The following is a 21,299-nucleotide window of genomic DNA, read 5'->3' as shown; positions in this document are numbered from 1 at the left end:
CGGACTTATATGCCGACGTTATTGTCCCTATATGGCCTGAATTGCATATTTTATTTAAGTATATGAGCATCATCATCCGATGGGTCATGGACTGATTTACCCTTATCCGGACTCTCGGTTTTTATCCTAGATGACAAAAGCTCTGGGTTTTCGATAAACGGCAAACCCCGCTCTCCCCCCCGCTCGATAAGCGTGGCATAGCGTGCCAATTCTTCTTCAGCATGGCGTACACGTGGAGAAGGTGATTCGAGCGCTAGATGTTTAATCGCATGATCGTAGGCGGCATATCGGAATTTGAGACTATCCAGTGCTGTGTTGATTAGGTTTTCGTTTTCTACAATGCGAGCCCGCGTATTTGTTTTGAAATCTGCCCCCACATCACTATTTTCTTCAAGAAACGCAATTCTTTGCCGATCGATCACATAGACAACACGCGCCTGTTCATAAAATGGGGCTATCGTCCCTTGATCTGCTCTAAGGTCTGAGATGATACGATTCCAGCGGGTCTCGCTTGATCTAAAACGCTCTATTTGCAACCAAAACAAATAAGCACGATGATCGAGTTTATCGTTTATATCTGGGAAAATACGCGTTCTGCGACCTTCAATTAATGTCCCTGAAATCCAGTCCTTTGTGTGCAAAGGGCGAACAATCGTCCAGGCTAAATTAGCAAGCTTGAGTTCTTCATCAGTCCGGCTGAATTGCGAAACAGTTTCTTTGCGTCGCAAAGCAAACTTACTTCCTAATTTAGGCGCAAGACTATCGTGCACAACGCTTGGTGCTGCGCGACCAAAATCACCGGTTGGTCGCGAACAAGCCGTAAGACAAGCGGCAAGACTTAAAATCAAGAAAATAGATCGACGCTTATATATACCATGCAACCGGGTCATCATGCACTAAACTCAATTCATATTTCTGTTGCAATGATACAAACAGATTGCGAGGGTTAGCCGTCCCCTAGCTTACGCCGCTTTGGCTTTGAGGGACCGTCAGGTATAATTTCAGTATTTTCATACTCAACACGCACACCAGTAAAGAAAATGATTTCGGCGGTCATAGCCACTTCATTTGCATCAGGTCGCTCGGTTTTTCTTTTAGTGCTCGTTCTATAACTCTGGATATCTATCAAATTATCCATTGCGAACTCCTTAATCCTTCTTGGGACGACACAGGGAACACAACACGCTGTATAAAACCCGGGAAAGTTGCGCGAACAGGTTTTATTTCTGGTATCTCATTAAGACATCAGTAAAGTTAATAGAACGCTAACGCTTTTAAGAGATTATGGCACCAACAGTGGTTAAGTATTGCGTTTGGTTAAATGACAACATTCACAAAAAAAGACGAGTTTTCTATTTTGGTGCAGGCAAATCAACATAACCGCCATTTGCCTGTGCTGAGTGCTGCGGCTGAATTATTTGCACTTAATAACAGCCCTTCCCGTGATGACTTACTTCATTTTGAAGAATTGTGTCTCCGTTTTTTACCCAAACTTGATCTACAAACGAAGGCTGAAATTTCTGAACGCCTATCGAATTGTGTTCATCTTCCTCATGCTATTGCTATAACCTTGGCGCGAGAAGACATTTCTATCGCCGCACCAATTTTGAAACATTACAATAGTTTTAAGGAAGAAGATCTGCTGGCTATTTTAGCCAATGGAAATCTACTCCATGCCTTGGCAATTTCGTCCCGAGAGAAACTTTCAGATAAAACAACAATTGCCCTTTCGCAATTTAAACTACCTGACTTTGGTCCACACGAAGTCGAACAAAATGCACGTCCAGACCATCTGGAGAATACTGAAGAGCTGAGTGTATCAATTGAGGCGGACAGCGCAGCTGCGAGATTGATTGAACCCAGCCACATATCTTCGGAAACAAGTGATGAATTCACGATCGGCCTTGATGCATTTCTTGCGAATGAACACGCCCATGTTTTAACCCAACTGCAGCGAGTTGATGAACACCTCAGTCGTATAGATATAAACCCCGCGACCGCATTTCAAGAAGCTTATAATCGCGCGGAATTTGCCGTGGATTTTGTCAAGCTTGCTAGAGCAAAAGATGCGGATGGTTTTGGACAACTTCTTGCCAAGCAATGCGCTTTAAGCAAAGCAGACGCGGCACAAATCATTGATGATGAAAAAGGGTTCGCCCTAGCCATTTGCCTGAAGTCACTAGCACTTCCAAGTCATGCAGCCAATGAAGCTTTCATTCTCCTCAATCCCAAACTGGGGCATGATGTCAATCAAGTTTTCTTATTGAATTGGCTTTACGATCTTATCAGCCCTGCTCTCGCCCGCTCATTAACTGACAATTGGTCAGAAGCTAAAAACTCTGAGGCCGATTCATCAAACAGGCGCTATCAACCTGTTTATGAAGGCAAGGCCTACGCACAAGCAAGACCGGGTGGCTTTACCAGAAGAGCTATTCGGACCTCACGACAAATCAGTATGAAAAGATCAGCTGTGCGTTGAATCCACAATAACTAGATCATGCTGAGCGTTGCGACTTTCGCGCTCAATAACCCATAAATCACTATCAAAGCGTGTCTCTTTTTCGATGCGCGATGTAACATCCTCTTCAGAAGCGGCCTCCATTGCTAAAGTGAAGACACGCTCATCGCTGTTTTCACCTAACATTGATTGAGGAGCAGGCGCATAAAGATCAGCGGATCCATCAAGCCGATTTATGATAATAAAGATCGAACCGCCGCGTTCAGCACCTCTGCGCATTAGCGCAGTAAAATCGCCGGCAAGCTGGCTTTGGCGCACATAGGCACTTACCCAAAACTCAGTGCTTAATCGCATTTCTATAGCTTCTTGAGTTTCATCAACTCATTGAAGAGAGCTAACGTGATACGCTCGTCCGGCTTCAATCCACGCCGCTTTTTAAACTCAACAATAGCAAGTTTTGTATTACGTCCAGCAACACCATCCGCAGCAAGATTAAACCCAATACGCGTCAAAGCTTGTTGAACTTCTTTAATCCGCTTTGGATCGCTAATTGTAAGATCAGAGGGTCCTATTGTCGTAGTTCGCAAACCAATTGATTCCAGATCAACCGTCGCCTCCGCAACACGTTGACGCGCTTTTGCATGATATTTTTTATCCGGTATAGACAAGCGTATATGCTCAAGTAAAGAACGGCTGGCTTCATTTGTGACCGTTATATCAAAGGCACGTTGATAGACGCCTATCGCTGCCTTTGTTCGAGCGCCCATCAAGCCATCAAATTCAGAATTATAATATCCGCGAGCTGCAAGGTGTCGCTGTATCTCAACTACAAGTGGATTGGCAGCAAGAGGATTAGCCACAGGCGTATATTCGGCTCTCGTCAAATTAATTTCATTAGGCTTTGTTATAGTATTGCTTATATCAGATGAAATAACGCGTGCTTCTTGCTGTTTAAAAAGGGGCGCTGGGTGCTTGGATGTTTGCAGAAAAACGGCATTAATCATAGCTGTGCCAACCAGGGCACATACACCAAAAGTGATCGACAATTCTCTCGCTTTGCCCTTAATGAATGGGCCAACAGCAGTCATCAATGAAGAATCATATAGTTGATTATGATTCCCCTTTTGCTGTGTAGTAGATTTTGTCTTTTTAGCCCTTTTACCCTTAGTTGGCTCTGCACCTAAACCGCTCAGAAAATCTGCACTTCCATACATCATTTCACCTTTCACGCTATTTTCTTTAATAGGATAGTTTCTTCATTCTGTTCCAATACTGATGTCTGTGTTATTTCACTATTGGCATCAAATTTTTGGATTGTGGTTTCATCTGCTTCACAATTAACCGGAATATAAATGGTCACACAGGTGCCTTTTCCAAGCTCACTTTCAAAAACAACATGTCCCTTATGGAGTTCAGTCAAACCCTTGACGACAGAAACACCTAACCCAGTTCCCTCATACCGTCGATCAAGTGCACTATCAGACTGGAAAAATGGTTGACCAATACGCTCAAGATCGCCTTCAGACATGCCTATGCCGTTATCGCGGATAAAATAAGCAAGATGACTACCCTCTAGACGCACACCAACGGTCACACGGCTATTTTCATCTGAAAACTTCAGTGCATTTGAGATCAAGTTAATCAGTATCTGACGGCAGGCACGTGAGTCCGCCACAGCTTCAGGTAAATTATCAGGCACAATCGTACGTAATTCAATGCCTCGCATTTCAGCTTGTTGACTTAATATACTTGTGCAGGTTTCGACGAGGCTTTTTACATCAAATGCTTCAGGAACGATATCAAAAGTACCGCTGTCAATTTTTGACATATCAAGAATATCAGTCACTACTTGTAGAAGATGATTTCCTGATTCATGGATCAGTTTAACATATTCTTTTTGCTTATCATTTTGCAGTTTTCCGAAAAGCTCCTGATCCAGAATATCTGAAAAACCAATGATGGCATTCAATGGCGTGCGGAGTTCATGGCTAATATTAGCAAGAAAGCGACCCTTTGCATCATTTAACTCTTTGATATCACGGTGCATACCCTGCAGTTCTTCTTCGCGGTCGCGCTGCTTTGTGATGTCATTCATTGTTGAAATAGCGCCTATCACTACCTGTTCATTATTCCATATAGGACGCGTGCGCATTTCGACCCATGTGTAGTTATGATTAGCGTTGAACTGATTGTTTTGGTCACTGCTGTTAGAAACAATGACTTTTACCCGACACTGCAAAACACTTGGCATACCAAGAGTAGTGACATCGTATAGGGCTTGCATATAGTTCGGCCGATCAGCGATGTGCACATGCGCTAAAAAATCTTCGTTTTCTAGCATGGTTGGATCAACACCTAGCAGTGTTTTTGCAGCAGGTGATGCAAATACTACATTGCCTGACACATCATACTGCACGATGAGATCGCTGGTGTTTTCTGCCAAGAGCCGATAACGGGCTTCATTGGTACTTGAGAGTTTAAGGTGAGCAACACTGCTGCTTTGCAACTTCATCGCAAGACTCGCTACATAAAGAGCCAAGGCTACTGGCCCAAATACGAATCCTATTGGATCAGACGTCGTTAAAGTAGAATAAACTGCAAAGCTTTGTAGTGTTGTATAATGCACCAAAGCTGCCCCGCCTGCCATCACAATCAAAATTGAGCTGGCAACAATGTTCTTGTCACGCGATAAAACCGCCTCGAACGGTACTGCCAATAACCAGATCAGTGCAAAAGACTGCAAGCCGCCAGTCAGCATGCATATTGTGCAAATTAATCCGGTAAAGGATATAGATGACACAGCAAAAGCCATCCTGAGTGAGCGCAAGCGAACAAGAATAGCCGCCGCAACAAGTGGCCCCATAAACCAGCCAAACACGACAGCCATTTCAACGCTCAAAGTGCCTTGCCATAAAATCAATAATGGAAATGCACAAAAGGCAATAACGCTACACATAATCTGCACAATTAGGAATTGACGACTGATGCTAGGCAGACCTTGGCTCCCCAGCCAATGACTTGCCGGCCACCCTTGTGCCAAGCGTTCTTTTAAACGTACGCGTTTTAAAACTCGAAACAACACCGCGAACATAAATCCCATTTTATAAAAGCAGCCAATTTACAGGCATCACTTTTTTAAGTTTATATGTCCTGTACTGTGACTGTAAAAATGAACTAAAACCTGAACACGGTGTTCTAAATCGGGAAAGAAAGCCCTTTTGAGTGCATTTTAAAGCACATTTTCTCATCGTGGTTGCTAAACAATTAATGCAAATTATTGTAAAATAAAAATCAAATTAAAAATAAAAATAAATAAATTCAATGACTTAATATGTTTTTCTTGATGAAATTCACTTGATTTCCTTTTTGTTACAATTTTAGTCAAAATTGCGAAGACTTTGTATTAAATCGAGCTGCCGCAGTGAACGCGATTTTCAATCCTATGTTTTATCAAGGGTCAACGAAGATAGAAATCGGGGCTGAACAGGATGTTTATGTTTTTATTTAGAGTAGTATTTTGGTTGAGTTTGGTAGTGTTGGTAATGCCAATAGACAAAGACAAGTTAGATACAACCACCACACAATCTATATCGACAGTTGACGCACTCTCATTTGCTGGAGGTGCTCTGTCTGATCTATCAGGATTTTGCGCGCGCAATCCTGATGTATGTGTGCAGGGTCATGAAGCGTTTATCGCATTTAGTGCTAAAGCAAAATATGTTTCATCAATTGCCCTTGATTATATCAATGAGCAGTTGCAAGAAGATACCGGCGAAAAAACCAACAACGCTTAAGCTATAGACGAGCAAACAAAAATCAGTCGTGATTAAGACACCACGTGGTTGCCCATCTGCAACAAGCATGATAGCCGATGTAACGCACGAGACATGGTGAAGATGATGACGCTTGATGAAATTCTGGATAATTTTGAATTCCTCGAAGATTGGGAAGACAAATATAGATATGTCATTGAACTCGGCCGCACGATGCCAGAATTTCCTGATGATAAGCGTATAGCTGACTATAAAATTGAAGGATGCGTCAGCCAAGTCTGGTTGATAAAAGATATAGACACAAGCTCAGACGAGCCAGTTCTGACATATAGTGGCGATAGTGATGCTCATATTGTAAGAGGTTTAGTTGCTCTGGTCTTGACCGCATTTTCTGGTCGCAAAGCATCAGACATTATCAAATTCGATACAGATGGCATGTTTTCACAAATTGGATTGCGTGAACATTTAACGCCCCAGCGTTCAAATGGTTTAAGCGCAATGGTGAACCGCATCAAACGCGATGCATCTGAAGCACTCAAAGATTGAACTCCTTCTTAATGACGCATTAGGCCTCTTTCGCATGCCATACTTGCGAGTGTCCCTTCTTACCAAGTGGGGCGCCAATTGCCACCTCTGAAAATCCATAATGAGTAGCTAAACGCTCTAGAGCTAATGAGAGGACAATTTTTGCTGAACGCACAGGCCATTGTCTCTCACGTTCAATACATTCGAGTCCCTTTAAGAAACAACAAACATCCAGTAAAAGCGAATTCATCTCATTACCAACAAAGCGCAAAGCTTGGTCAACGCGATCACGCGCCGCCATTGCACCATCCAAAGCATAAGACGCATCGCCTCCCCCTCGACCACCGTCCACTTTAGGGGCAATACTTAATCCCAGTTTTGGCGAAAGCTGGGCAGCTTCAAAGTCTCGCCTTAAACGTTCGCCAGCTCGGAATTGATGATCTTGGATTATTCTTTTTCCATTGCGCGAGCGGCGACTGTAAAGACGGGATAAAGGGCTCTCCGATAAATTGACGACTATTTTTTCATCATCACCCACTTCACAAAGATCACGATGTTGGGAACCATAGCTGTCATCATTCGTACAAAGCGCGCGCTTCAAAAAGGCTCTTCCTTCCCGCGTGATTTTTATATCCCCATCCTTATCGCCATCGACCAAATCCAAGCGCTTAAGGTTTTTGATAATATTCTCAATACGTTCATTGCCTAATTTCAAATTAGGCTTGGAGACACGATTTCCACCGGCAAGCTTCTTAAGAAGCTTGATATTTTCCTTGTTATTGTCACTCAATGTTCAAGCCCCCAACGGTTGAGGTTGAACACCTTGCGTTGAAAGCGCGAGCCATTCCTCCACCGCACGTTCGATACAATCAATCATAAAGTCAATGCTTGGCTCATCACGGCGATCCTCGATTAAGCGGCACGCGTGAGCAACTGTTGTTCTATCACGGCCAAATAAATAACCAATATCAACAAGCTTCATCCCAAGCCGGACATGGGCGATATACATTGCTAACTGCCTTGCGAAAGCAATTTTAGCACCCAATCTCGTTTGAGCATTTAGCTCATGTATAGATACACCAAACACAAGAGCGACTGACGATTTTATAAAATGACAGGCAGGCACTGAATATTGCGCGCGCAGCACTGCCGAATGACCACATAATTCATTTTTATCTTGTTTAGTCTGATACACTTCAACTGTTTGTTGCATTTTCATCTCCGCACTTAAATGGGTATTAATTCCTATTTAACATACGGGTCGATTAGAGGGGATAAACTCATTTTTATTTCTACCGACACAACATCAGCACTAATAGTTCATCTATTTTTGTACAAAGTCTTCAATAAAAAAGGGCAGCCAAAGCTGCCCCGTTGAATTGTATTACTAATAAATAATTATTTGCCGCGTTGCTGACCTAAGCCCATTTTTTTTGCAAGCGCAGATCGTGCCGCTGCATAATTTGGCGCAACCATTGGATAGTCAGACGGAAGGTTCCATTTCTCGCGATAGTCTTCTGGAGACAGGTCATAATGAGTTCGCAAATGGCGTTTCAAAGATTTAAATTGTTTTCCATCTTCCAAGCATATTAGATAATCAGGTGTAATTGATTTGCGAACAGAAACCGCTGGCTTTTGTGGTTCTACTTCAACATCTGCGTTAGCACCAACTGTTATTGATAAAGAACGATAAACATCAGTTATTAATGTTGGCAGGTCGCTCGCCGGTAGTGTGTTATTAGATACGTAGGCTGAAACTATATCAGCTGCAAGCTCAATGACTACACCGTCTTTTTCGTCACCAGACATATGTGACATCTCCTTATTCTATCTTATCAAAAGACATATGATTGTAATTTCTAGGCGCCATATTGCACAAGGCAAATAGAACCGCAACCTAAGCGGTCATATTTTTAAAATAATACTTATATTAATTTGAAAAATAGTCGTGATGAACAGAAAAATACAAACATACAAATACCCTAAGCTATATAATCAAATATAAAAATCTTTTCTATATAAATAACATTTTATAATACTAAATGCTTAATTCATTATAAAAAGTATACAGCCAGATATAAGCCAAGCAATACTGTAGTCCATAAAGCCATCAAGCCTGTGGGCCACGTTTCAGCAAATATTCCGCCAGGACCATGTAATTTATATACTGCAACATTCGCCATCTTCGCAATTGAAGCGCAGGCGCGAGATAAGTTAGACCAAATTGCACCGGTCGCACTGTCAAACTCTTTGCGCAAAATATTACCAAGACCACGATAAAACCAGTCAAAATCAAGTGTAATCGTAAAGGTATTTTTGAGTAGCGGCAACAATAAAAAGAAAGCAAGACCCGCAAATAACAAGAGTTGAATCTGAGAGAGAATTTTCCCAAGTTTATAAGGCGAATAATCTATTGGATAAGGTAGTAGACTATAGAGCAAATCAGGAAACACACCCAACCCTATGCAGACAAAGCTCAAGAAATACATCGAATATCGCATGGACTTTGGTGGCTCAGCCGGTCGCAAACCAGAATCCTTACTAAAGAAGACAAACCATGGAAACTTAATGCCTATGTATAAGAATGCACTGGCTGATGCTGCTGTGAGTCCGAACCACACATATCCCAAGTGAGCCTCAGTTGCGCTCTGGCTAATGAGCGATTTTGTTATATAACCTGATGTGAAGGGAAAAGCTGAGATCGACAAAGCACCAATAACGCCGCAAATCATCGTTATTGGCATTGTACGAAACAGACCACCCAGTTCTGTGCATTTTGTTTTTCCCGTCTGATAAAGCACCGCTCCTATCGACATCAGCAAGAGTGCTTTATAAATAATATGCACAAAGGCATGAGCGGCCGCACCATTCAGTGCCATATCAGAGCCTATACCAATGGCTATAACCATAAACCCTACCTGACTGATAATCGAGTACGAAAAGACGCGACGTATATCGTTTTCAAGGATGGCAAATATAATCCCATAAAACACCATATACAGACCAATGTAGATGAGAGCTTCAGTACCAGGGAACGTTCTAATCAAAACATAGACGGCCGTTTTTGTCGTAAAGGCAGAAAGGAAAACTGCACCAGACCAAGATGAAGCAGGATAAGCATCTGGCAACCAAGCAGAAAATGGCGGTGCACCAGCATTGATCAAGAAGCCTGCTAAAATCAACCAGCGCGGCCAGCTGTTCGCTTCCATCATATCAAATGCAATCGATCCATTCTGCATATATTCACCAGCGATACCCGCCATGAGAAGAACACCGCCCATAAAGTGCACAGCCACATAACGTTGACCAGCAGCGCGCGCGCTAGTTCCGCCTGACCAAACAATGATGCTGGAAGCAATCGCCATGATTTCCCAAAAAATGAAAAGACTGATGAGGTCACCAGCAAAGACAACACTGATGGCCGAGCCTGCATAAACAAATGCAGCGGCAAGCTCGCTCACCTTTGTTTGATTCATAGCATAGAGCCCACCAGCGGCGGCCATGACGGTAAAGACGGTCGCGAAAAGGCGCGACAGTTCGTCAGCGCGCACGAGAACAAGCTCAAAATTGAGATAGCTGATTGTTAGATGATTACCATTGGGCAGTTGCCAAACTAGGAAAAGAGCAACCAAAGGCGCCGCAATAAGCAGTGTATTACGCGCCTGCCCTTTTAAGAGTGGCAAAAGCAAACCTGCAAGAATAAGAGCAAGGCCTGGAGGCAAGATAACATCACCGATCATAATAACTATCCGAACGTTTTAAGAGCGCACCAAACGCTTTGGCGACCACAACCAAAACCAAGCAAGACGCTAAACTAAACCAAATAGAGAAACCAAAAGTCCCATCAATGCCAAAATACGACTTATGTGGGATTAAGAAATCAGCAAGGACCGTAAGCACCAATAAGATCAATCCAAAAATCCAAATTTTGCGAATTGAGGCTGGTCGAACAAGCCAGTGATCACTGTTTGCTTTATTATTTTTCATATCAAAGCCCAACCATTTGTTTCGCAAGATCATAAGCAACGCCGGGGAATAAGAAGAGCAAAATCGTGCCGATGGCGGTCGCGGAAATAGCAACCAAAATAGGCCATGGCGCTTCACCGTGATCATCCTTTATCTCTGGCGCAACAAAGAACGCACGATAGATGATGGGAAGGAAATAGGCTGTGTTTAAAAGCGTTGAAAGGACAATAACGCCCACCGCGAACCACTGCTGTGTTGATACTGCACCAGAAAGCATGAACCATTTACCCAGAAAACCTGCCGTTGGTGGAATACCGATCATCGAAAAAGCGCCCACTGCAAAGGCTGTCATGGTTATCGGCATTTTCCAACCAATCCCATCCAACTGGCTTATTTCGGTCTTGTGGGCTGCTGTATAGATCGAGCCTGCCGCGAAGAAGAGTGTGATTTTTGAGACTGCGTGCGCTGCTATATGAAGGGCAGCGCCTACTGCTGAAATGGGTGTTAAGATGGCAGTAGCCAGAATGACATATGAGAGCTGGCTGACCGTGGAATAAGCAAGCCGTTTTTTCAAATTGTCCTGTCGAAGCGCAACCAAGGATGCCACGATAACAGTGAAACCAGCCGCATATAAAAGCCAGTCAGCGGCTCCCGTGTTGGCTAAAAGGTCGATACCAAATATATAGACGGTGACTTTGACAACGGTAAAAACACCAGCTTTCACAACAGCCACGGCATGCAGCAGCGCTGATACTGGGGTCGGAGCGACCATAGCGGCTGGCAACCAGAAATGAAACGGCATGAGTGCCGCCTTGCCAATACCAAACATGAAGAGAAGTGACAGTATTGTCAGCACGGTCACAGATGCTTTGCCATCTAAAATTCCACCTGGCACAAAATCCATGGTTCCGGTCAGCGCATAGGTCCAGATAATAGCCGGTAAAAGCAGAAGCATTGATGTGCCAAGCAGGATCATCAGATATATCCGGGCACCCATTTTTGCGTCCCCATTAGCCTTATGTGCCACCAGCGGATAGGTAGCCAGTGTCAACACCTCATAAAACAAGAACAGCGTGAAGAGATTAGCGCTAAAGGCGATGCCCATGACGCCAAATAACGAGACCGCAAAACAAATGTAAAATGTGGTCTGGCGCGGCTCATTGTTACCGCGCATATATCCAATCGAATAGATTGAATTGATGATCCACAATGTCGATGCGATCAGCGCAAACAACAAACCCAATGGCTCGACATTGAAATGAATTGCAAGCCCGGGCAAGACTTCAAAGGGCCCAGACTCTGGCACAAGCCCGCCTTGAAAATAGTCATAAATATTAATGACTTGCAGCAGAAGGGCAATTGCTGTGAAAAGTGTGACGCCCTCGCGTACATTTGGAAAACGTCCAAACAAATATATTCCAACTCCACCAATCAGTGGCAGAAGGATTGTAAACAGAAGAAGTGTATCAAGATTCATCATTGTGCAGCGCCTCCCGCAGAAGACAGAAGCGCATCGGCTGCTCTTTCGGCTGTTTGACTGGTTAGCCCAGCATCGATACCAAAATAATAACAAGCCACCACGAGAATAACCGTTGGTATCATCATAGATAGCGGCGGATCTTTCGCCATCATAACTTTTGCTGACGGCTCACGTAAATAAGCAACCTCGATAACGCGCCCAACATATACAACAGCAATTAGGGATGACCCCATTATGGCGAAGGCGAGCCACGCCTGTCCTGTCTCGAAGGCAGCCAAGGCAAGATACCATTTAGACACAAAACCCACTGTGCCAGGCACACCGATTAGGCTAAGACCTGCCGCCGTAAACAGCGCCATGGTAATCGGCATTTTACGCCCCACACCTGCCATATCATCAAGTTTCACAGAACCCAGTCGCATCATTATTGCGCCAGTACACATGAACAGAGCGCCCTTCATAAAGGCATGATTGACAAGATGAACAAGACCACCCGTAAGCCCCGTCTTTACACCGAAGGATATGCCAAGTGTGATGTAACCAATTTGAGCCACTGAAGAAAACGCTAGCATTCTCTCTACATTGCGCTGTAGGCACGCAACAAACGACGCGATAAACATAGCTGCGATCGAGAGACCAATAAAAACAACGGCCGCTGAATACCCATCAAATTTAATCGATGGGTCATAAACTGAATAAATGAAGCGAACCAGCAGATAAATCGCAACCTTAGTTGCGGTTGACGCGAGAAATACCGTCGCCATCGTTGGGGCATAGGCATAGGCATTAGGCAGCCATTTGTGGAGTGGGAAAAGAGCAACTTTTAAGCTCAATCCAACGGTGATGAAGGAAAGCGCCACAAGCAACGGAGCATCAGAACTGACATCTTGTAGCCGCACTGCCAAATCCGCGAAGTTCAAGGTGCCGGTCATCGCATATAAAATTCCGACGCCAATCACATAAAGGGTCGCCCCGATGGTGCCCATGATCAAATATTGATACGCTGCAACAAGCGCTCTGCGATCCCGACCCATGGCGATCATGGCATAGGTTGAAAGCGATGATACTTCTAAGAAAACAAAAGCATTGAAAGCGTCACCTGTTATCGCAATACCAAGCAACCCACACAGACACAGCAGATACATGGTGTAAAACCACGAATGATTGTGTGGCGCGATCTCAAGCTCAACAACCCGCTTCGCATAGGGCAACGTGATAGCAGCCATTAATGACACAATAACAAGCACAAAAGCATTAGCGACATCGATCCGATATTCAATGCCGTAGGGCGGCTCCCAACCACCCATTGCATAAGATATTACACCATGAGCAAAAACTTCATGCAGCAACAGAATGGAAAATAGAGGCATGGCAAAGCTAATGAGAATAGCAATAAGCCAAGCGATTTGGCCCTTACGGGTCATCGCCACAACGGCGGCACCCAGCATCGGAATAGCAACCTGCAAAGCAGGCAAATGCTCTATAAAATCAAACCCAGCCTGACCTACCGCATCGCTCATCTGGCATCTCCCGGCAATTCGTCATCTTCGCCCTGAAGATCATCGTCTTTAGCAAAAATATCGTCTTCTTCAATGCTGCCGTAAGCTTCATTGATGCGGACAACCAGCGCAAGGCCTAGCCCCAATGTCGCAACACCCACAACGATGGCTGTCAGAATCAATACATGCGGCAATGGATTAGAATAAACATCAAAACCTTCCGCCAAAATTGGCGGTGTTCCACCCAAAATTTTGGCCGGTGTTAGATACAGCAGATAGACCGAGGTTTGGAACATACCAAGACCCACAAGCTTCTTCACCATATTGCCGCGCGCAACGACAATATAAAGGCCACAGGACATCAAGAATATTGTGATAAAGTAATTATAATAGCCTATGAATTCTTCGGAAAACATCTACGAACGCCCCCGCCCAGCAAAAGCATAGAAAATAGAAATCATCGTACCCGCCACTGTCGTTAGAACACCGACTTCGATCCATAACACACCACGTTCTTGACCATGATAATTAGGCTTTTCAGGATAGTGATTATGGGCAAGCGCATCATAATCCAAATAATTTTCACCAAGCATAAGCGAGATAACGCCGACACCTGCAAAAATTAAAACGCCCGCGGGCATCATTAATTCGGCAAAGCGCGGCGATACTATTTTTTGCGTTGGATAAAGACCAAAAACAAGAGCATGAAAAATCACCGCAGCAGCAACAATCACGCCGGCCTGAAACCCGCCGCCTGCGCTAAAGTCACCGTGAAAATGCACATAAAGTGCAAAAATTAACATGAAAGGAATAAGTATCTTTGAAACGATACGGAGTATGACATCAAGGCGCATCTTTAAGTATCACCTCCTGCTTCTTCTTCATCTTCTCGTCTTCGACGCCGCAGCAACATTAAAATAGCGATGCCAGCAGTGAAAACCACAACTGTTTCGCCCAGCGTATCAAATCCGCGATAACTGCCCAGCACACTCGTAACCACGTTTGGAATGCCCGTTTCAGGTAGCGAGCGATCCAAGTAATCTTGACCCAAGTACTGATTAACCGGCTGCTCTATACTGCCAAATGCCGGTAAATCTATTGTGCCGTAAACCAACATAAAACCAACACCAATAGCCATGAATAGCGGAAAAATAGGAGGCCGCTCAGGTTTGGATTCATGCGTCTTGGTTAGATAAAGCGTTCCCAGTAAAAGCACGGTCGACATGCCTGCACCAACGGCCGCCTCGGTCATTGCAACGTCCACAGCATCCAACACCATCATCACAGAGGCTATGAGAAACGAGTAAATACCGAAAAGAATCACGACACTGAAAAGATTTCTTCGTCGCACAACACCAACGCTTACGAGCGCCAGCAAGGTCAAAAGAATGGCGTTGATTGAAGCCTCTGACATTATTTTTTGCCCTCCGGCTTAACAGGCTCGTCTTCGATCATCACCGAAGCAGACACCTCAGCATCGGTTGCATCTATGGCAGTTATTGTTTTTGTGGTCTCACCTAGCGGCTCTTTTGAACCATCAGTACGGGCATCAATTTCCGGTCCATCCAAAATCGGCTGAACACCATCAGCCATAGCCGCACGCGCGATAGCATGGGACGCAACAGGGCTGACGAAGAAGATCAACAAAAACAGACAGACCAGCTTAAAAGTTACAAAGGTGAAGCCCCCTTGGATCATAAGCCCACCAAGCATGAGACCGACCCCCATGGTCTCAGACACAGAAACCGCGTGCATTCTTGTGAAAATATCCGGCATACGGATGAGGCCGATGGCACCGACCACCAGAAAAAAAGACCCAATGATGAGCATTGCACCCGATATCATATCGATGAGGGTCATTTATGAACCCCCGAAAATCCATCACGGCTTTCCTCAGCTTCGCTAGGAGGCGCCTCGCCACCAAGCGCACCGTAACGAAAGAATTTCAAAACGGCGTAGGTGCCGGTGATGTTCAAAAATGCATAAACAAGACCGACATCCAAAAATTCCGGGCGGCCATTTAAAAAACCCAAAACGGCCAGCAACATAATAGCAAGCGTCCCAATAAAATTAGCCGCCAATAAGCGATCAAAAATATTCGGCCCGACCATTGCTCGAAAGACGGCAAGAGAAAGAGCTATCAATACGGCAACCATAGCAATTACGAACATTAGCTAGCACCTCCTGAGAACCTATTGCTTGAACCTTCGAACCAACACACTTTCGCATCCATATCACTCTCTACACAGCCTTCAGCGCCACTTCGCTCAATGCCGTGAACCTGAATGATGCCGTTAAAGCTTGATATTCCCGTGGCAATGGTACCCGGCGTTAGTGTGATTGAATTGGCGTGGGTGGCGAGACCAACGTCGGTTTTTTGTGATGGATTAAAGGTTATCATCGTTGGCGAAATAGGTAGACTAGGGCTCAGTATAATGCGCGTCACATTCAAAGCAGATTTAACAATTTCCACCGCCAACCAAGTCCAATATATGAACCCGCGCGCAACAAAGCCCAAAGGCAATGATTCTTCATCAAGCAACCCACCGCGATCCATTACATAGGCTATGACAAGCGATGCAATGGCACCTGTTACAACCAACCGCGGCAGATAAATACCAGACAGCAATAGCCAAACACCGAACAATAAAGCTGCGAGAAGTATAAATTTGAGTGGAGAACGAAGCATCAGTAGGCCTGTAATATAACCGCTATTTCACGCTCTAAATGATTCGTGAAAATAATATAATACGTGAATAATTCATCTTTAAACGCTGGGCACTAGTTAATTTATTTAGTTTCACCAGTTTTTTCTATTCTTATGTCAATCATCCAGAAGCCACGAAATGACACAGATTATGAACAAATCGTGGCTTGGCGAAACCGAGCTTGGATTCTATGTTGTCGTTCAAACATTGATGAGAGTAATGAAATGGCTAAACCAAACCCGAATGTCGAAATCGTCAAATCAGATAAAGAATGGCGCGAGCAACTAACACCAGAACAATATCGCATCACCCGCAAGCACGGCACAGAACATCCTCACACTGGTCCGCACTTGAAACAAAAGGCTGAGGGAATCTATTCATGTGTTTGCTGTGGCAATCCTCTTTTTGAAGGCGCAACAAAATATGAATCAGGCACAGGTTGGCCAAGTTTTTGGGCAACTATCGGGGAAGAAAATGTCGCAGAATATAAAGATAGAACGCTTTTTATGGTGCGCACTGAGGTTCGATGTGCGAAATGTGATTCCCATCTTGGGCATGTATTTCCTGATGGCCCTGAACCAACCGGTCAACGCTATTGCATGAACGGCCACGCCCTCACCTTTCAAGCGGATGAATAAACACACATGACATTCAATAAATTGACGCCGCCCCTCGCGGGAAAAAAGCCTGTAACAACCAGCAATCATGGCATAGAGCGAATTGAAAATTACGCATGGTTGCGGGCGGATAACTGGCAAGAAGTCATGCGCGATCCATCGGTATTGGCGGACGACATACGCGCCTATCTGGTTGCTGAAAACGACTATACAAAAGCTTATTTTGAGGACACAAACACACTTCAAGAAACGCTATTTCAAGAGATGAAAGCACGGATCAAAGAAGATGATTCTTCTGTTCCCAGCAACCACGGACCTTACGCCTATTCGATGCGCTATGTCACGGGCGGTCAGCATCCTCACTTGTTGCGTACGGACCACGAGGGTGACAATGAAGAGGTGCTTTTAGATGGTGATAAAGAAGCAAAAGGCAAAGCCTATTTCCGTCTCGGCGGTCTCGATCATGCTGACAACCATAAGCTCGGCCTTTGGTCTTATGACGATAAGGGGTCTGAATATTTCACGCTAAAGGTGCGTGATCTAGAAACAGGTAATGACCTTGAAGATGTCATTGAAGAGACAACTGGTGGCGGCATCTGGGATAATGCCTGTGCTTCTTTCTTTTATGTGAAACAAGACGAAAACCATCGCCCCTCAAAAGTATTCCGTCATATCATTGGTACCGATCCGGCAACAGACACCCTCATTTATGAAGAAGCTGATCCAGGATTTTTTGTGGGCGTGGGCAAAACATCATCAGACCGTTTCATCACAATAGACACACACGACCATCAAACGTCAGAGAGTTATCTGATTGACGCCGATAAACCCGAAAGCGCACCGCGCCTTATCGCCAAGCGCGAATTAGAAATTGAATATTCAATTGATGATCTGGGCGATGGTCGGTTGATTATTTCCACTAATGCAGACGGTGCTGCGGATTTCAAATTGGTCACGGCCCCGTCTGATAATCCATCGCGCGAAAACTGGAGCGACTACGTCGCCTATGAACCAGGCCGGCTGATCAAATCAATGGGTACTTATAAGAACCATTTGGTTTGGCTCGAAGTACGAAACGCCCTTCCTCAAATAGTCATCCAACGGCTTTCAGACGGTGAAAGCCATGTGATCTCATTTGATGAAGAAGCCTATTCGCTTGGGCTTGGTGGTGGCTATGAATACGACACCACATCCATCCGGATTTCCTATTCATCCATGACAACGCCGTCACAGACCTATGACTATGATATGGAAACGCGCGAACGGGTTTTGCGCAAAGAGCAAGAAATACCGTCTGGCCATGACGCATCTGATTATGTGACGCACCGCCTACAAGCGCCAAGCAGTGACGGAACCTTGGTGCCCGTGACCCTGCTTCACCGCAAAGATACGCCGATTGATGGCAGCGCGCCCTTACTGCTTTATGGTTATGGCTCTTATGGCATGTCGATGCCCGCATCCTTCTCTACCACTCGCTTATCGCTGGTGGATCGTGGCTTTGTTTATGCGATTGCGCATATTCGCGGCGGCATGGAAAAAGGCGATGCGTGGTATAAAGCCGGCAAGCGTGAACACAAGCAAAATACCTTCAAAGACTTTATCGCAGCTGGTGAATATCTGGCGAATGAGGGCTATACCACGCGCGGCAATATTGTCAGCCACGGCGGTTCAGCTGGTGGTATGTTGATGGGCGCTTGTATGAACATGGCGCCAGATTTATTCGGTGGCTGCATTGCGGCCGTGCCCTTTGTCGATGTTCTCACCACCATGCTGGACGACACGCTGCCCCTCACCCCGCCGGAATGGCCAGAATGGGGAAATCCGATTGAAAGCGTTGAGGATTACAAAACCATCGCCGCCTATTCGCCGATCGATAATGTGCGCGCGCAAGCCTATCCACCGATCCTTGCCCTTGGCGGTCTAACTGACCCGCGCGTGACGTATTGGGAACCAGCGAAATGGGTGGCCACATTACGCGAGCGCAAAACGGACGATAATCCATTGCTGCTCAAGACACATATGGACTCAGGCCACTCCGGTGCGTCTGGCCGCTTTGATAGTCTGAAGGAAACCGCGCAAGAATATGCTTTTGCGCTGAAAGTAATGGGAAAAAATATCTAGGGTGAAAACCCATTAAAAAGCCCGCCAATTGGCGGGCTTTCATTATTCTCGTTCAATCGTTACTTACGACGCAGCTTCAAATAGCTCTGTCACATATTCCCAGTTTACGAGATTATCAACGAAAGCTTCCAGATATTTTGGACGCGCGTTGCGGTAATCAATGTAATATGAATGTTCCCAAACGTCACAGCCAAGAAGCGGTGTTGCGCCATGTATGAGCGGGTTTTCGCCGTTTGGTGTTTTCATGATTTCAAGTTTGCCGTCTTTCAATGCAAGCCAGCACCAGCCAGAACCAAACTGCGTCATGCCTGCTTTAATGAAGGCATCACGAAAAGCGTCAACGGAGCCAAGATCGGCAATAATTTTTGATTCCAGATTTCCCGGAATAGCGCCGCCGCCATTCGGTTTCATCCAGTTCCAAAAGTGAACATGATTGAAATGCTGGCCTGCCTGGTTGAAAAGTCCAGGGTTATCGCCATGACTTTTCACAACAACATCCTCAACGCTCATGTCAGCATAAGGCGTGCCTTCCATCATGCCGTTTCCGGCAGTTACATAGGCGTTGTGGTGTTTATCGTGGTGAAACTCGAGTGTTTCAGCCGACATATAAGGGCCAAGAGCATCATAGGCATAAGGCAAATCGGGGAGTGTGAAAGCCATTTTGAAATCTCCAAACTAAAATGGGTGCATTGCGCACGGTAATTGATAAAAGGAAAATAGGCTGCGAACGAGCGAAGGGCAAGCGACAGAGTGCAAGAAATTTTTTTAACGCGCCAATTCATCTAAAATACGCACCCAAGAACGGATGCCTTTATGGAAACTGGATAGCTCATATTTCTCATTTGGCGAGTGAATGCGGTCATCACCTAACCCAAAGCCAACCATCAATGAATCCATGCCGAGATGACGTTTAAAATCACCAACCACAGGAATTGAACCACCAATACCGCTCATCGCAGTCGGCACACCCCATTCCTCATCCAATGCACCGCGCGCCTTTGTTAGCCATGGGCTATCAAACGGCAAGCGCGTTGCCTGACTTGCGCCATGATCAATGAACTCAACTGTGCAATCGGATGGCAATTTTGAACGCACCATGGCGCGAAACGCGTCTCTGATTTTAAGCGGATCTTGTTCCCCCACAAGTCGGAACGAGACTTTAGCATGGGCTTCAGCAGGGATCACCGTTTTAAAGCCCGCTCCAGTGTAGCCGCCCCAAATGCCATTAATTTCACAAGTCGGGCGTGACCATGTTTGTTCCAGCACGGTGCGGTCTTTTTCGCCCGAAGGCTCAGACAATCCAACGCTGCCCAGAAATTCTGCCTCATCAAATTCAAGCCCGTCCCAAATCTCTTTGATGTCGGCGGGGATTTCCAAAACCCCGTCATAAAAATCAGGAATCGTAATCCGACCCGTTTCATCGCGCAGGCTTGCTAGAATATCGCTTAATACCTGAATAGGATTACGCGCTGCCCCGCCAAAATAACCAGAGTGCAAATCCATGTCGGCAGCCTTCACTGTAAATTCTTCGCCCAGCATACCGCGCAGTGTTGTGGTGATGGCGGGCGTCTCGCGGTTCCACATATTGGTATCGCAAACCAGAGCAATATCAGCTTTCAGTTCTTCGCTGTTTTTCTCAAGAAAATCATCAAGACTGGGAGAACCAGATTCTTCTTCTCCTTCAAAGAAAATACTGACGGCACAAGGCAGCGCACCAGTAACCGATTTATAAGCGCGGCAGGCCTCTACAAAGGTCATCAATTGACCCTTGTCATCCGCAGTGCCACGACCAGTGATGCGCTTTGACCCATCTTCCATTGTTAAAATTTGTGGCGCGAAAGGGTCCGCATCCCATAGCTCTAAAGGGTCAACTGGCTGCACATCATAGTGGCCATAAAACAAAACATGCGGTCCACTTTGCGCTTTATCATGAGCGACCACCATCGGGTGACCGGCTGTTGGTCGCACGCTTGCCTCAAAGCCGATTGAATTCAATTCATCAACCAGCCATTCAGCCGCCGCCTGACAATCAGATTTAAACTCAGGGTCGGTAGAAATGCTTTTTATCCGCAGCAAATCAAAAAGACGGTTCAAGCTGTCATCCAAGCCGTCATCGACAGCTTTTAAAACATCATCCAAAGACATTTATATT

Annotated in this window: 25 protein-coding genes; 5 read left to right on the top strand and 20 right to left on the bottom strand. The window is 45.3% G+C overall.

Features of this window, described 5'->3' with window-relative positions; all coding sequences use genetic code 11:
• Window positions 1-50: 50 nt before the first annotated feature.
• Together ABJ081_07665 and ABJ081_07660 are read right to left on the bottom strand one after the other, a co-directional pair.
• A complete protein-coding gene (locus ABJ081_07665) occupies window positions 51-893 on the bottom strand; it encodes a hypothetical protein (protein ID MEP6356543.1) in 843 nt (280 codons plus the stop codon).
• A gap of 53 nt (window positions 894-946) precedes the next feature.
• Entirely contained in the window at window positions 947-1,138 is a 192-nt protein-coding gene (locus tag ABJ081_07660; protein ID MEP6356542.1) for a hypothetical protein, read from the bottom strand.
• Between the two features lie 183 nt (window positions 1,139-1,321).
• On the opposite strand from ABJ081_07660, the gene ABJ081_07655 reads away from it, so the two are divergent.
• Window positions 1,322-2,479, top strand: coding sequence for a hypothetical protein (locus ABJ081_07655; protein MEP6356541.1), 1,158 nt, complete (start codon window positions 1,322-1,324; stop codon window positions 2,477-2,479).
• Here the strand turns inward: ABJ081_07655 and ABJ081_07650 are convergent.
• From ABJ081_07650 to ABJ081_07640, 3 genes are all read right to left on the bottom strand, one after another.
• The gene (locus ABJ081_07650; protein ID MEP6356540.1) at window positions 2,465-2,812 is read right to left on the bottom strand and encodes a DUF1491 family protein; all 348 of its coding nucleotides are present in this window, start codon (window positions 2,810-2,812) and stop codon (window positions 2,465-2,467) included. The genes ABJ081_07655 and ABJ081_07650 overlap by 15 nt on opposite strands.
• A 2-nt stretch (window positions 2,813-2,814) precedes the next feature.
• Window positions 2,815-3,546, bottom strand: a complete 732-nt coding sequence (locus ABJ081_07645) for a peptidoglycan-binding protein (protein MEP6356539.1) — start codon at window positions 3,544-3,546, stop codon at window positions 2,815-2,817.
• Between the two features lie 137 nt (window positions 3,547-3,683).
• Window positions 3,684-5,357 carry a PAS domain-containing sensor histidine kinase gene (locus tag ABJ081_07640; protein ID MEP6356538.1) on the bottom strand — a complete coding sequence of 558 codons (1,674 nt, stop codon included), beginning with the start codon at window positions 5,355-5,357 and terminating at the stop codon, window positions 3,684-3,686.
• 589 nt (window positions 5,358-5,946) lie between these two features.
• On the opposite strand from ABJ081_07640, the gene ABJ081_07635 reads away from it, so the two are divergent.
• Both ABJ081_07635 and ABJ081_07630 read left to right on the top strand, forming a co-directional pair.
• Window positions 5,947-6,252, top strand: coding sequence for a DUF5330 domain-containing protein (locus ABJ081_07635; GenBank protein MEP6356537.1), 306 nt, complete (start codon window positions 5,947-5,949; stop codon window positions 6,250-6,252).
• Between the two features lie 102 nt (window positions 6,253-6,354).
• Window positions 6,355-6,777: a SufE family protein gene (locus ABJ081_07630; GenBank protein MEP6356536.1), complete on the top strand. Its 423-nt coding sequence runs from the start codon at window positions 6,355-6,357 to the stop codon at window positions 6,775-6,777.
• A gap of 19 nt (window positions 6,778-6,796) precedes the next feature.
• Here ABJ081_07630 and ABJ081_07625 read toward each other — a convergent pair whose 3' ends face one another.
• The 13 genes from ABJ081_07625 to ABJ081_07565 form a co-directional block, all read right to left on the bottom strand.
• Complete coding sequence (locus ABJ081_07625) at window positions 6,797-7,546, bottom strand: DUF6456 domain-containing protein (GenBank protein ID MEP6356535.1); 750 nt, start codon at window positions 7,544-7,546, stop codon at window positions 6,797-6,799.
• Window positions 7,547-7,549: 3 nt separating this feature from the next.
• Entirely contained in the window at window positions 7,550-7,975 is a 426-nt protein-coding gene (locus ABJ081_07620) for a helix-turn-helix domain-containing protein (protein MEP6356534.1), read from the bottom strand.
• 179 nt (window positions 7,976-8,154) lie between these two features.
• A complete protein-coding gene (locus tag ABJ081_07615; GenBank protein ID MEP6356533.1) occupies window positions 8,155-8,565 on the bottom strand; it encodes a MucR family transcriptional regulator in 411 nt (136 codons plus the stop codon).
• A gap of 245 nt (window positions 8,566-8,810) precedes the next feature.
• The gene (locus ABJ081_07610; protein MEP6356532.1) at window positions 8,811-10,496 is read right to left on the bottom strand and encodes a Na(+)/H(+) antiporter subunit D; all 1,686 of its coding nucleotides are present in this window, start codon (window positions 10,494-10,496) and stop codon (window positions 8,811-8,813) included.
• Window positions 10,486-10,743 carry a hypothetical protein gene (locus ABJ081_07605; protein MEP6356531.1) on the bottom strand — a complete coding sequence of 86 codons (258 nt, stop codon included), beginning with the start codon at window positions 10,741-10,743 and terminating at the stop codon, window positions 10,486-10,488. Before ABJ081_07605 ends, ABJ081_07610 begins: the two co-directional genes overlap by 11 nt.
• 1 nt (window position 10,744) lies before the next feature.
• The gene (locus tag ABJ081_07600) at window positions 10,745-12,202 is read right to left on the bottom strand and encodes a monovalent cation/H+ antiporter subunit D family protein (protein ID MEP6356530.1); all 1,458 of its coding nucleotides are present in this window, start codon (window positions 12,200-12,202) and stop codon (window positions 10,745-10,747) included.
• Window positions 12,199-13,722, bottom strand: a complete 1,524-nt coding sequence (locus ABJ081_07595) for a monovalent cation/H+ antiporter subunit D family protein (protein ID MEP6356529.1) — start codon at window positions 13,720-13,722, stop codon at window positions 12,199-12,201. The genes ABJ081_07600 and ABJ081_07595 overlap by 4 nt, the downstream gene beginning before the upstream one ends.
• Window positions 13,719-14,117, bottom strand: coding sequence for a cation:proton antiporter subunit C (locus ABJ081_07590; protein ID MEP6356528.1), 399 nt, complete (start codon window positions 14,115-14,117; stop codon window positions 13,719-13,721). The genes ABJ081_07595 and ABJ081_07590 overlap by 4 nt, the downstream gene beginning before the upstream one ends.
• Entirely contained in the window at window positions 14,118-14,555 is a 438-nt protein-coding gene (locus ABJ081_07585) for a Na(+)/H(+) antiporter subunit B (protein MEP6356527.1), read from the bottom strand. It lies immediately after the preceding gene.
• A 2-nt stretch (window positions 14,556-14,557) separates the two neighbouring features.
• The gene (locus ABJ081_07580) at window positions 14,558-15,115 is read right to left on the bottom strand and encodes a DUF4040 domain-containing protein (protein MEP6356526.1); all 558 of its coding nucleotides are present in this window, start codon (window positions 15,113-15,115) and stop codon (window positions 14,558-14,560) included.
• Window positions 15,115-15,561: a monovalent cation/H(+) antiporter subunit G gene (gene mnhG / locus ABJ081_07575; GenBank protein ID MEP6356525.1), complete on the bottom strand. Its 447-nt coding sequence runs from the start codon at window positions 15,559-15,561 to the stop codon at window positions 15,115-15,117. The genes ABJ081_07580 and mnhG overlap by 1 nt, the downstream gene beginning before the upstream one ends.
• Window positions 15,558-15,872, bottom strand: coding sequence for a monovalent cation/H+ antiporter complex subunit F (locus ABJ081_07570; GenBank protein MEP6356524.1), 315 nt, complete (start codon window positions 15,870-15,872; stop codon window positions 15,558-15,560). Before ABJ081_07570 ends, mnhG begins: the two co-directional genes overlap by 4 nt.
• Entirely contained in the window at window positions 15,872-16,390 is a 519-nt protein-coding gene (locus tag ABJ081_07565; GenBank protein ID MEP6356523.1) for a Na+/H+ antiporter subunit E, read from the bottom strand. Before ABJ081_07565 ends, ABJ081_07570 begins: the two co-directional genes overlap by 1 nt.
• Window positions 16,391-16,633: 243 nt before the next feature.
• Between ABJ081_07565 and msrB the strand changes: the two genes are divergently transcribed.
• Both msrB and ABJ081_07555 read left to right on the top strand, forming a co-directional pair.
• Window positions 16,634-17,047: a peptide-methionine (R)-S-oxide reductase MsrB gene (msrB, locus tag ABJ081_07560; protein ID MEP6356522.1), complete on the top strand. Its 414-nt coding sequence runs from the start codon at window positions 16,634-16,636 to the stop codon at window positions 17,045-17,047.
• A gap of 6 nt (window positions 17,048-17,053) precedes the next feature.
• Window positions 17,054-19,147: a S9 family peptidase gene (locus tag ABJ081_07555; protein MEP6356521.1), complete on the top strand. Its 2,094-nt coding sequence runs from the start codon at window positions 17,054-17,056 to the stop codon at window positions 19,145-19,147.
• Window positions 19,148-19,210: 63 nt separating this feature from the next.
• Here the strand turns inward: ABJ081_07555 and ABJ081_07550 are convergent, their stop codons facing one another.
• Together ABJ081_07550 and ABJ081_07545 are read right to left on the bottom strand one after the other, a co-directional pair.
• Complete coding sequence (locus ABJ081_07550; GenBank protein MEP6356520.1) at window positions 19,211-19,807, bottom strand: superoxide dismutase; 597 nt, start codon at window positions 19,805-19,807, stop codon at window positions 19,211-19,213.
• A gap of 105 nt (window positions 19,808-19,912) precedes the next feature.
• Entirely contained in the window at window positions 19,913-21,292 is a 1,380-nt protein-coding gene (locus ABJ081_07545) for a dipeptidase (protein MEP6356519.1), read from the bottom strand.
• Window positions 21,293-21,299 lie beyond the last annotated feature (7 nt).

It is taken from the genome of Hyphomicrobiales bacterium, from assembly GCA_039989895.1.
GTDB lineage: Bacteria > Pseudomonadota > Alphaproteobacteria > Rhizobiales > JACESI01 > JACESI01.
Note: the sequence above shows the minus strand (reverse complement) of the source record. Positions and strands in the feature narration are given on the sequence as shown.

Excerpts from the sequence above, each read along its gene's own strand:
- ABJ081_07605 (MEP6356531.1), bottom strand. The coding sequence starts at position 10,743 with ATGAAAAATAATAAAGCAAACAGTGATCACTGGCTTGTTCGACCAGCC.
- ABJ081_07595 (MEP6356529.1), bottom strand. The coding sequence starts at position 13,722 with ATGAGCGATGCGGTAGGTCAGGCTGGGTTTGATTTTATAGAGCATTTG.
- ABJ081_07655 (MEP6356541.1), top strand. The coding sequence starts at position 1,322 with ATGACAACATTCACAAAAAAAGACGAGTTTTCTATTTTGGTGCAGGCA.
- ABJ081_07645 (MEP6356539.1), bottom strand. The coding sequence starts at position 3,546 with ATGACTGCTGTTGGCCCATTCATTAAGGGCAAAGCGAGAGAATTGTCG.
- ABJ081_07650 (MEP6356540.1), bottom strand. The coding sequence starts at position 2,812 with ATGCGATTAAGCACTGAGTTTTGGGTAAGTGCCTATGTGCGCCAAAGC.
- ABJ081_07590 (MEP6356528.1), bottom strand. The coding sequence starts at position 14,117 with ATGTTTTCCGAAGAATTCATAGGCTATTATAATTACTTTATCACAATA.
- msrB (MEP6356522.1), top strand. The coding sequence starts at position 16,634 with ATGGCTAAACCAAACCCGAATGTCGAAATCGTCAAATCAGATAAAGAA.
- ABJ081_07620 (MEP6356534.1), bottom strand. The coding sequence starts at position 7,975 with ATGAAAATGCAACAAACAGTTGAAGTGTATCAGACTAAACAAGATAAA.
- ABJ081_07565 (MEP6356523.1), bottom strand. The coding sequence starts at position 16,390 with ATGCTTCGTTCTCCACTCAAATTTATACTTCTCGCAGCTTTATTGTTC.
- ABJ081_07550 (MEP6356520.1), bottom strand. The coding sequence starts at position 19,807 with ATGGCTTTCACACTCCCCGATTTGCCTTATGCCTATGATGCTCTTGGC.
- ABJ081_07570 (MEP6356524.1), bottom strand. The coding sequence starts at position 15,872 with ATGTTCGTAATTGCTATGGTTGCCGTATTGATAGCTCTTTCTCTTGCC.
- mnhG (MEP6356525.1), bottom strand. The coding sequence starts at position 15,561 with ATGACCCTCATCGATATGATATCGGGTGCAATGCTCATCATTGGGTCT.
- ABJ081_07610 (MEP6356532.1), bottom strand. The coding sequence starts at position 10,496 with ATGATCGGTGATGTTATCTTGCCTCCAGGCCTTGCTCTTATTCTTGCA.
- ABJ081_07665 (MEP6356543.1), bottom strand. The coding sequence starts at position 893 with ATGATGACCCGGTTGCATGGTATATATAAGCGTCGATCTATTTTCTTG.
- ABJ081_07585 (MEP6356527.1), bottom strand. The coding sequence starts at position 14,555 with ATGCGCCTTGATGTCATACTCCGTATCGTTTCAAAGATACTTATTCCT.
- ABJ081_07660 (MEP6356542.1), bottom strand. The coding sequence starts at position 1,138 with ATGGATAATTTGATAGATATCCAGAGTTATAGAACGAGCACTAAAAGA.
- ABJ081_07630 (MEP6356536.1), top strand. The coding sequence starts at position 6,355 with ATGATGACGCTTGATGAAATTCTGGATAATTTTGAATTCCTCGAAGAT.
- ABJ081_07635 (MEP6356537.1), top strand. The coding sequence starts at position 5,947 with ATGTTTATGTTTTTATTTAGAGTAGTATTTTGGTTGAGTTTGGTAGTG.
- ABJ081_07600 (MEP6356530.1), bottom strand. The coding sequence starts at position 12,202 with ATGATGAATCTTGATACACTTCTTCTGTTTACAATCCTTCTGCCACTG.
- ABJ081_07580 (MEP6356526.1), bottom strand. The coding sequence starts at position 15,115 with ATGTCAGAGGCTTCAATCAACGCCATTCTTTTGACCTTGCTGGCGCTC.
- ABJ081_07555 (MEP6356521.1), top strand. The coding sequence starts at position 17,054 with ATGACATTCAATAAATTGACGCCGCCCCTCGCGGGAAAAAAGCCTGTA.
- ABJ081_07615 (MEP6356533.1), bottom strand. The coding sequence starts at position 8,565 with ATGTCTGGTGACGAAAAAGACGGTGTAGTCATTGAGCTTGCAGCTGAT.
- ABJ081_07545 (MEP6356519.1), bottom strand. The coding sequence starts at position 21,292 with ATGTCTTTGGATGATGTTTTAAAAGCTGTCGATGACGGCTTGGATGAC.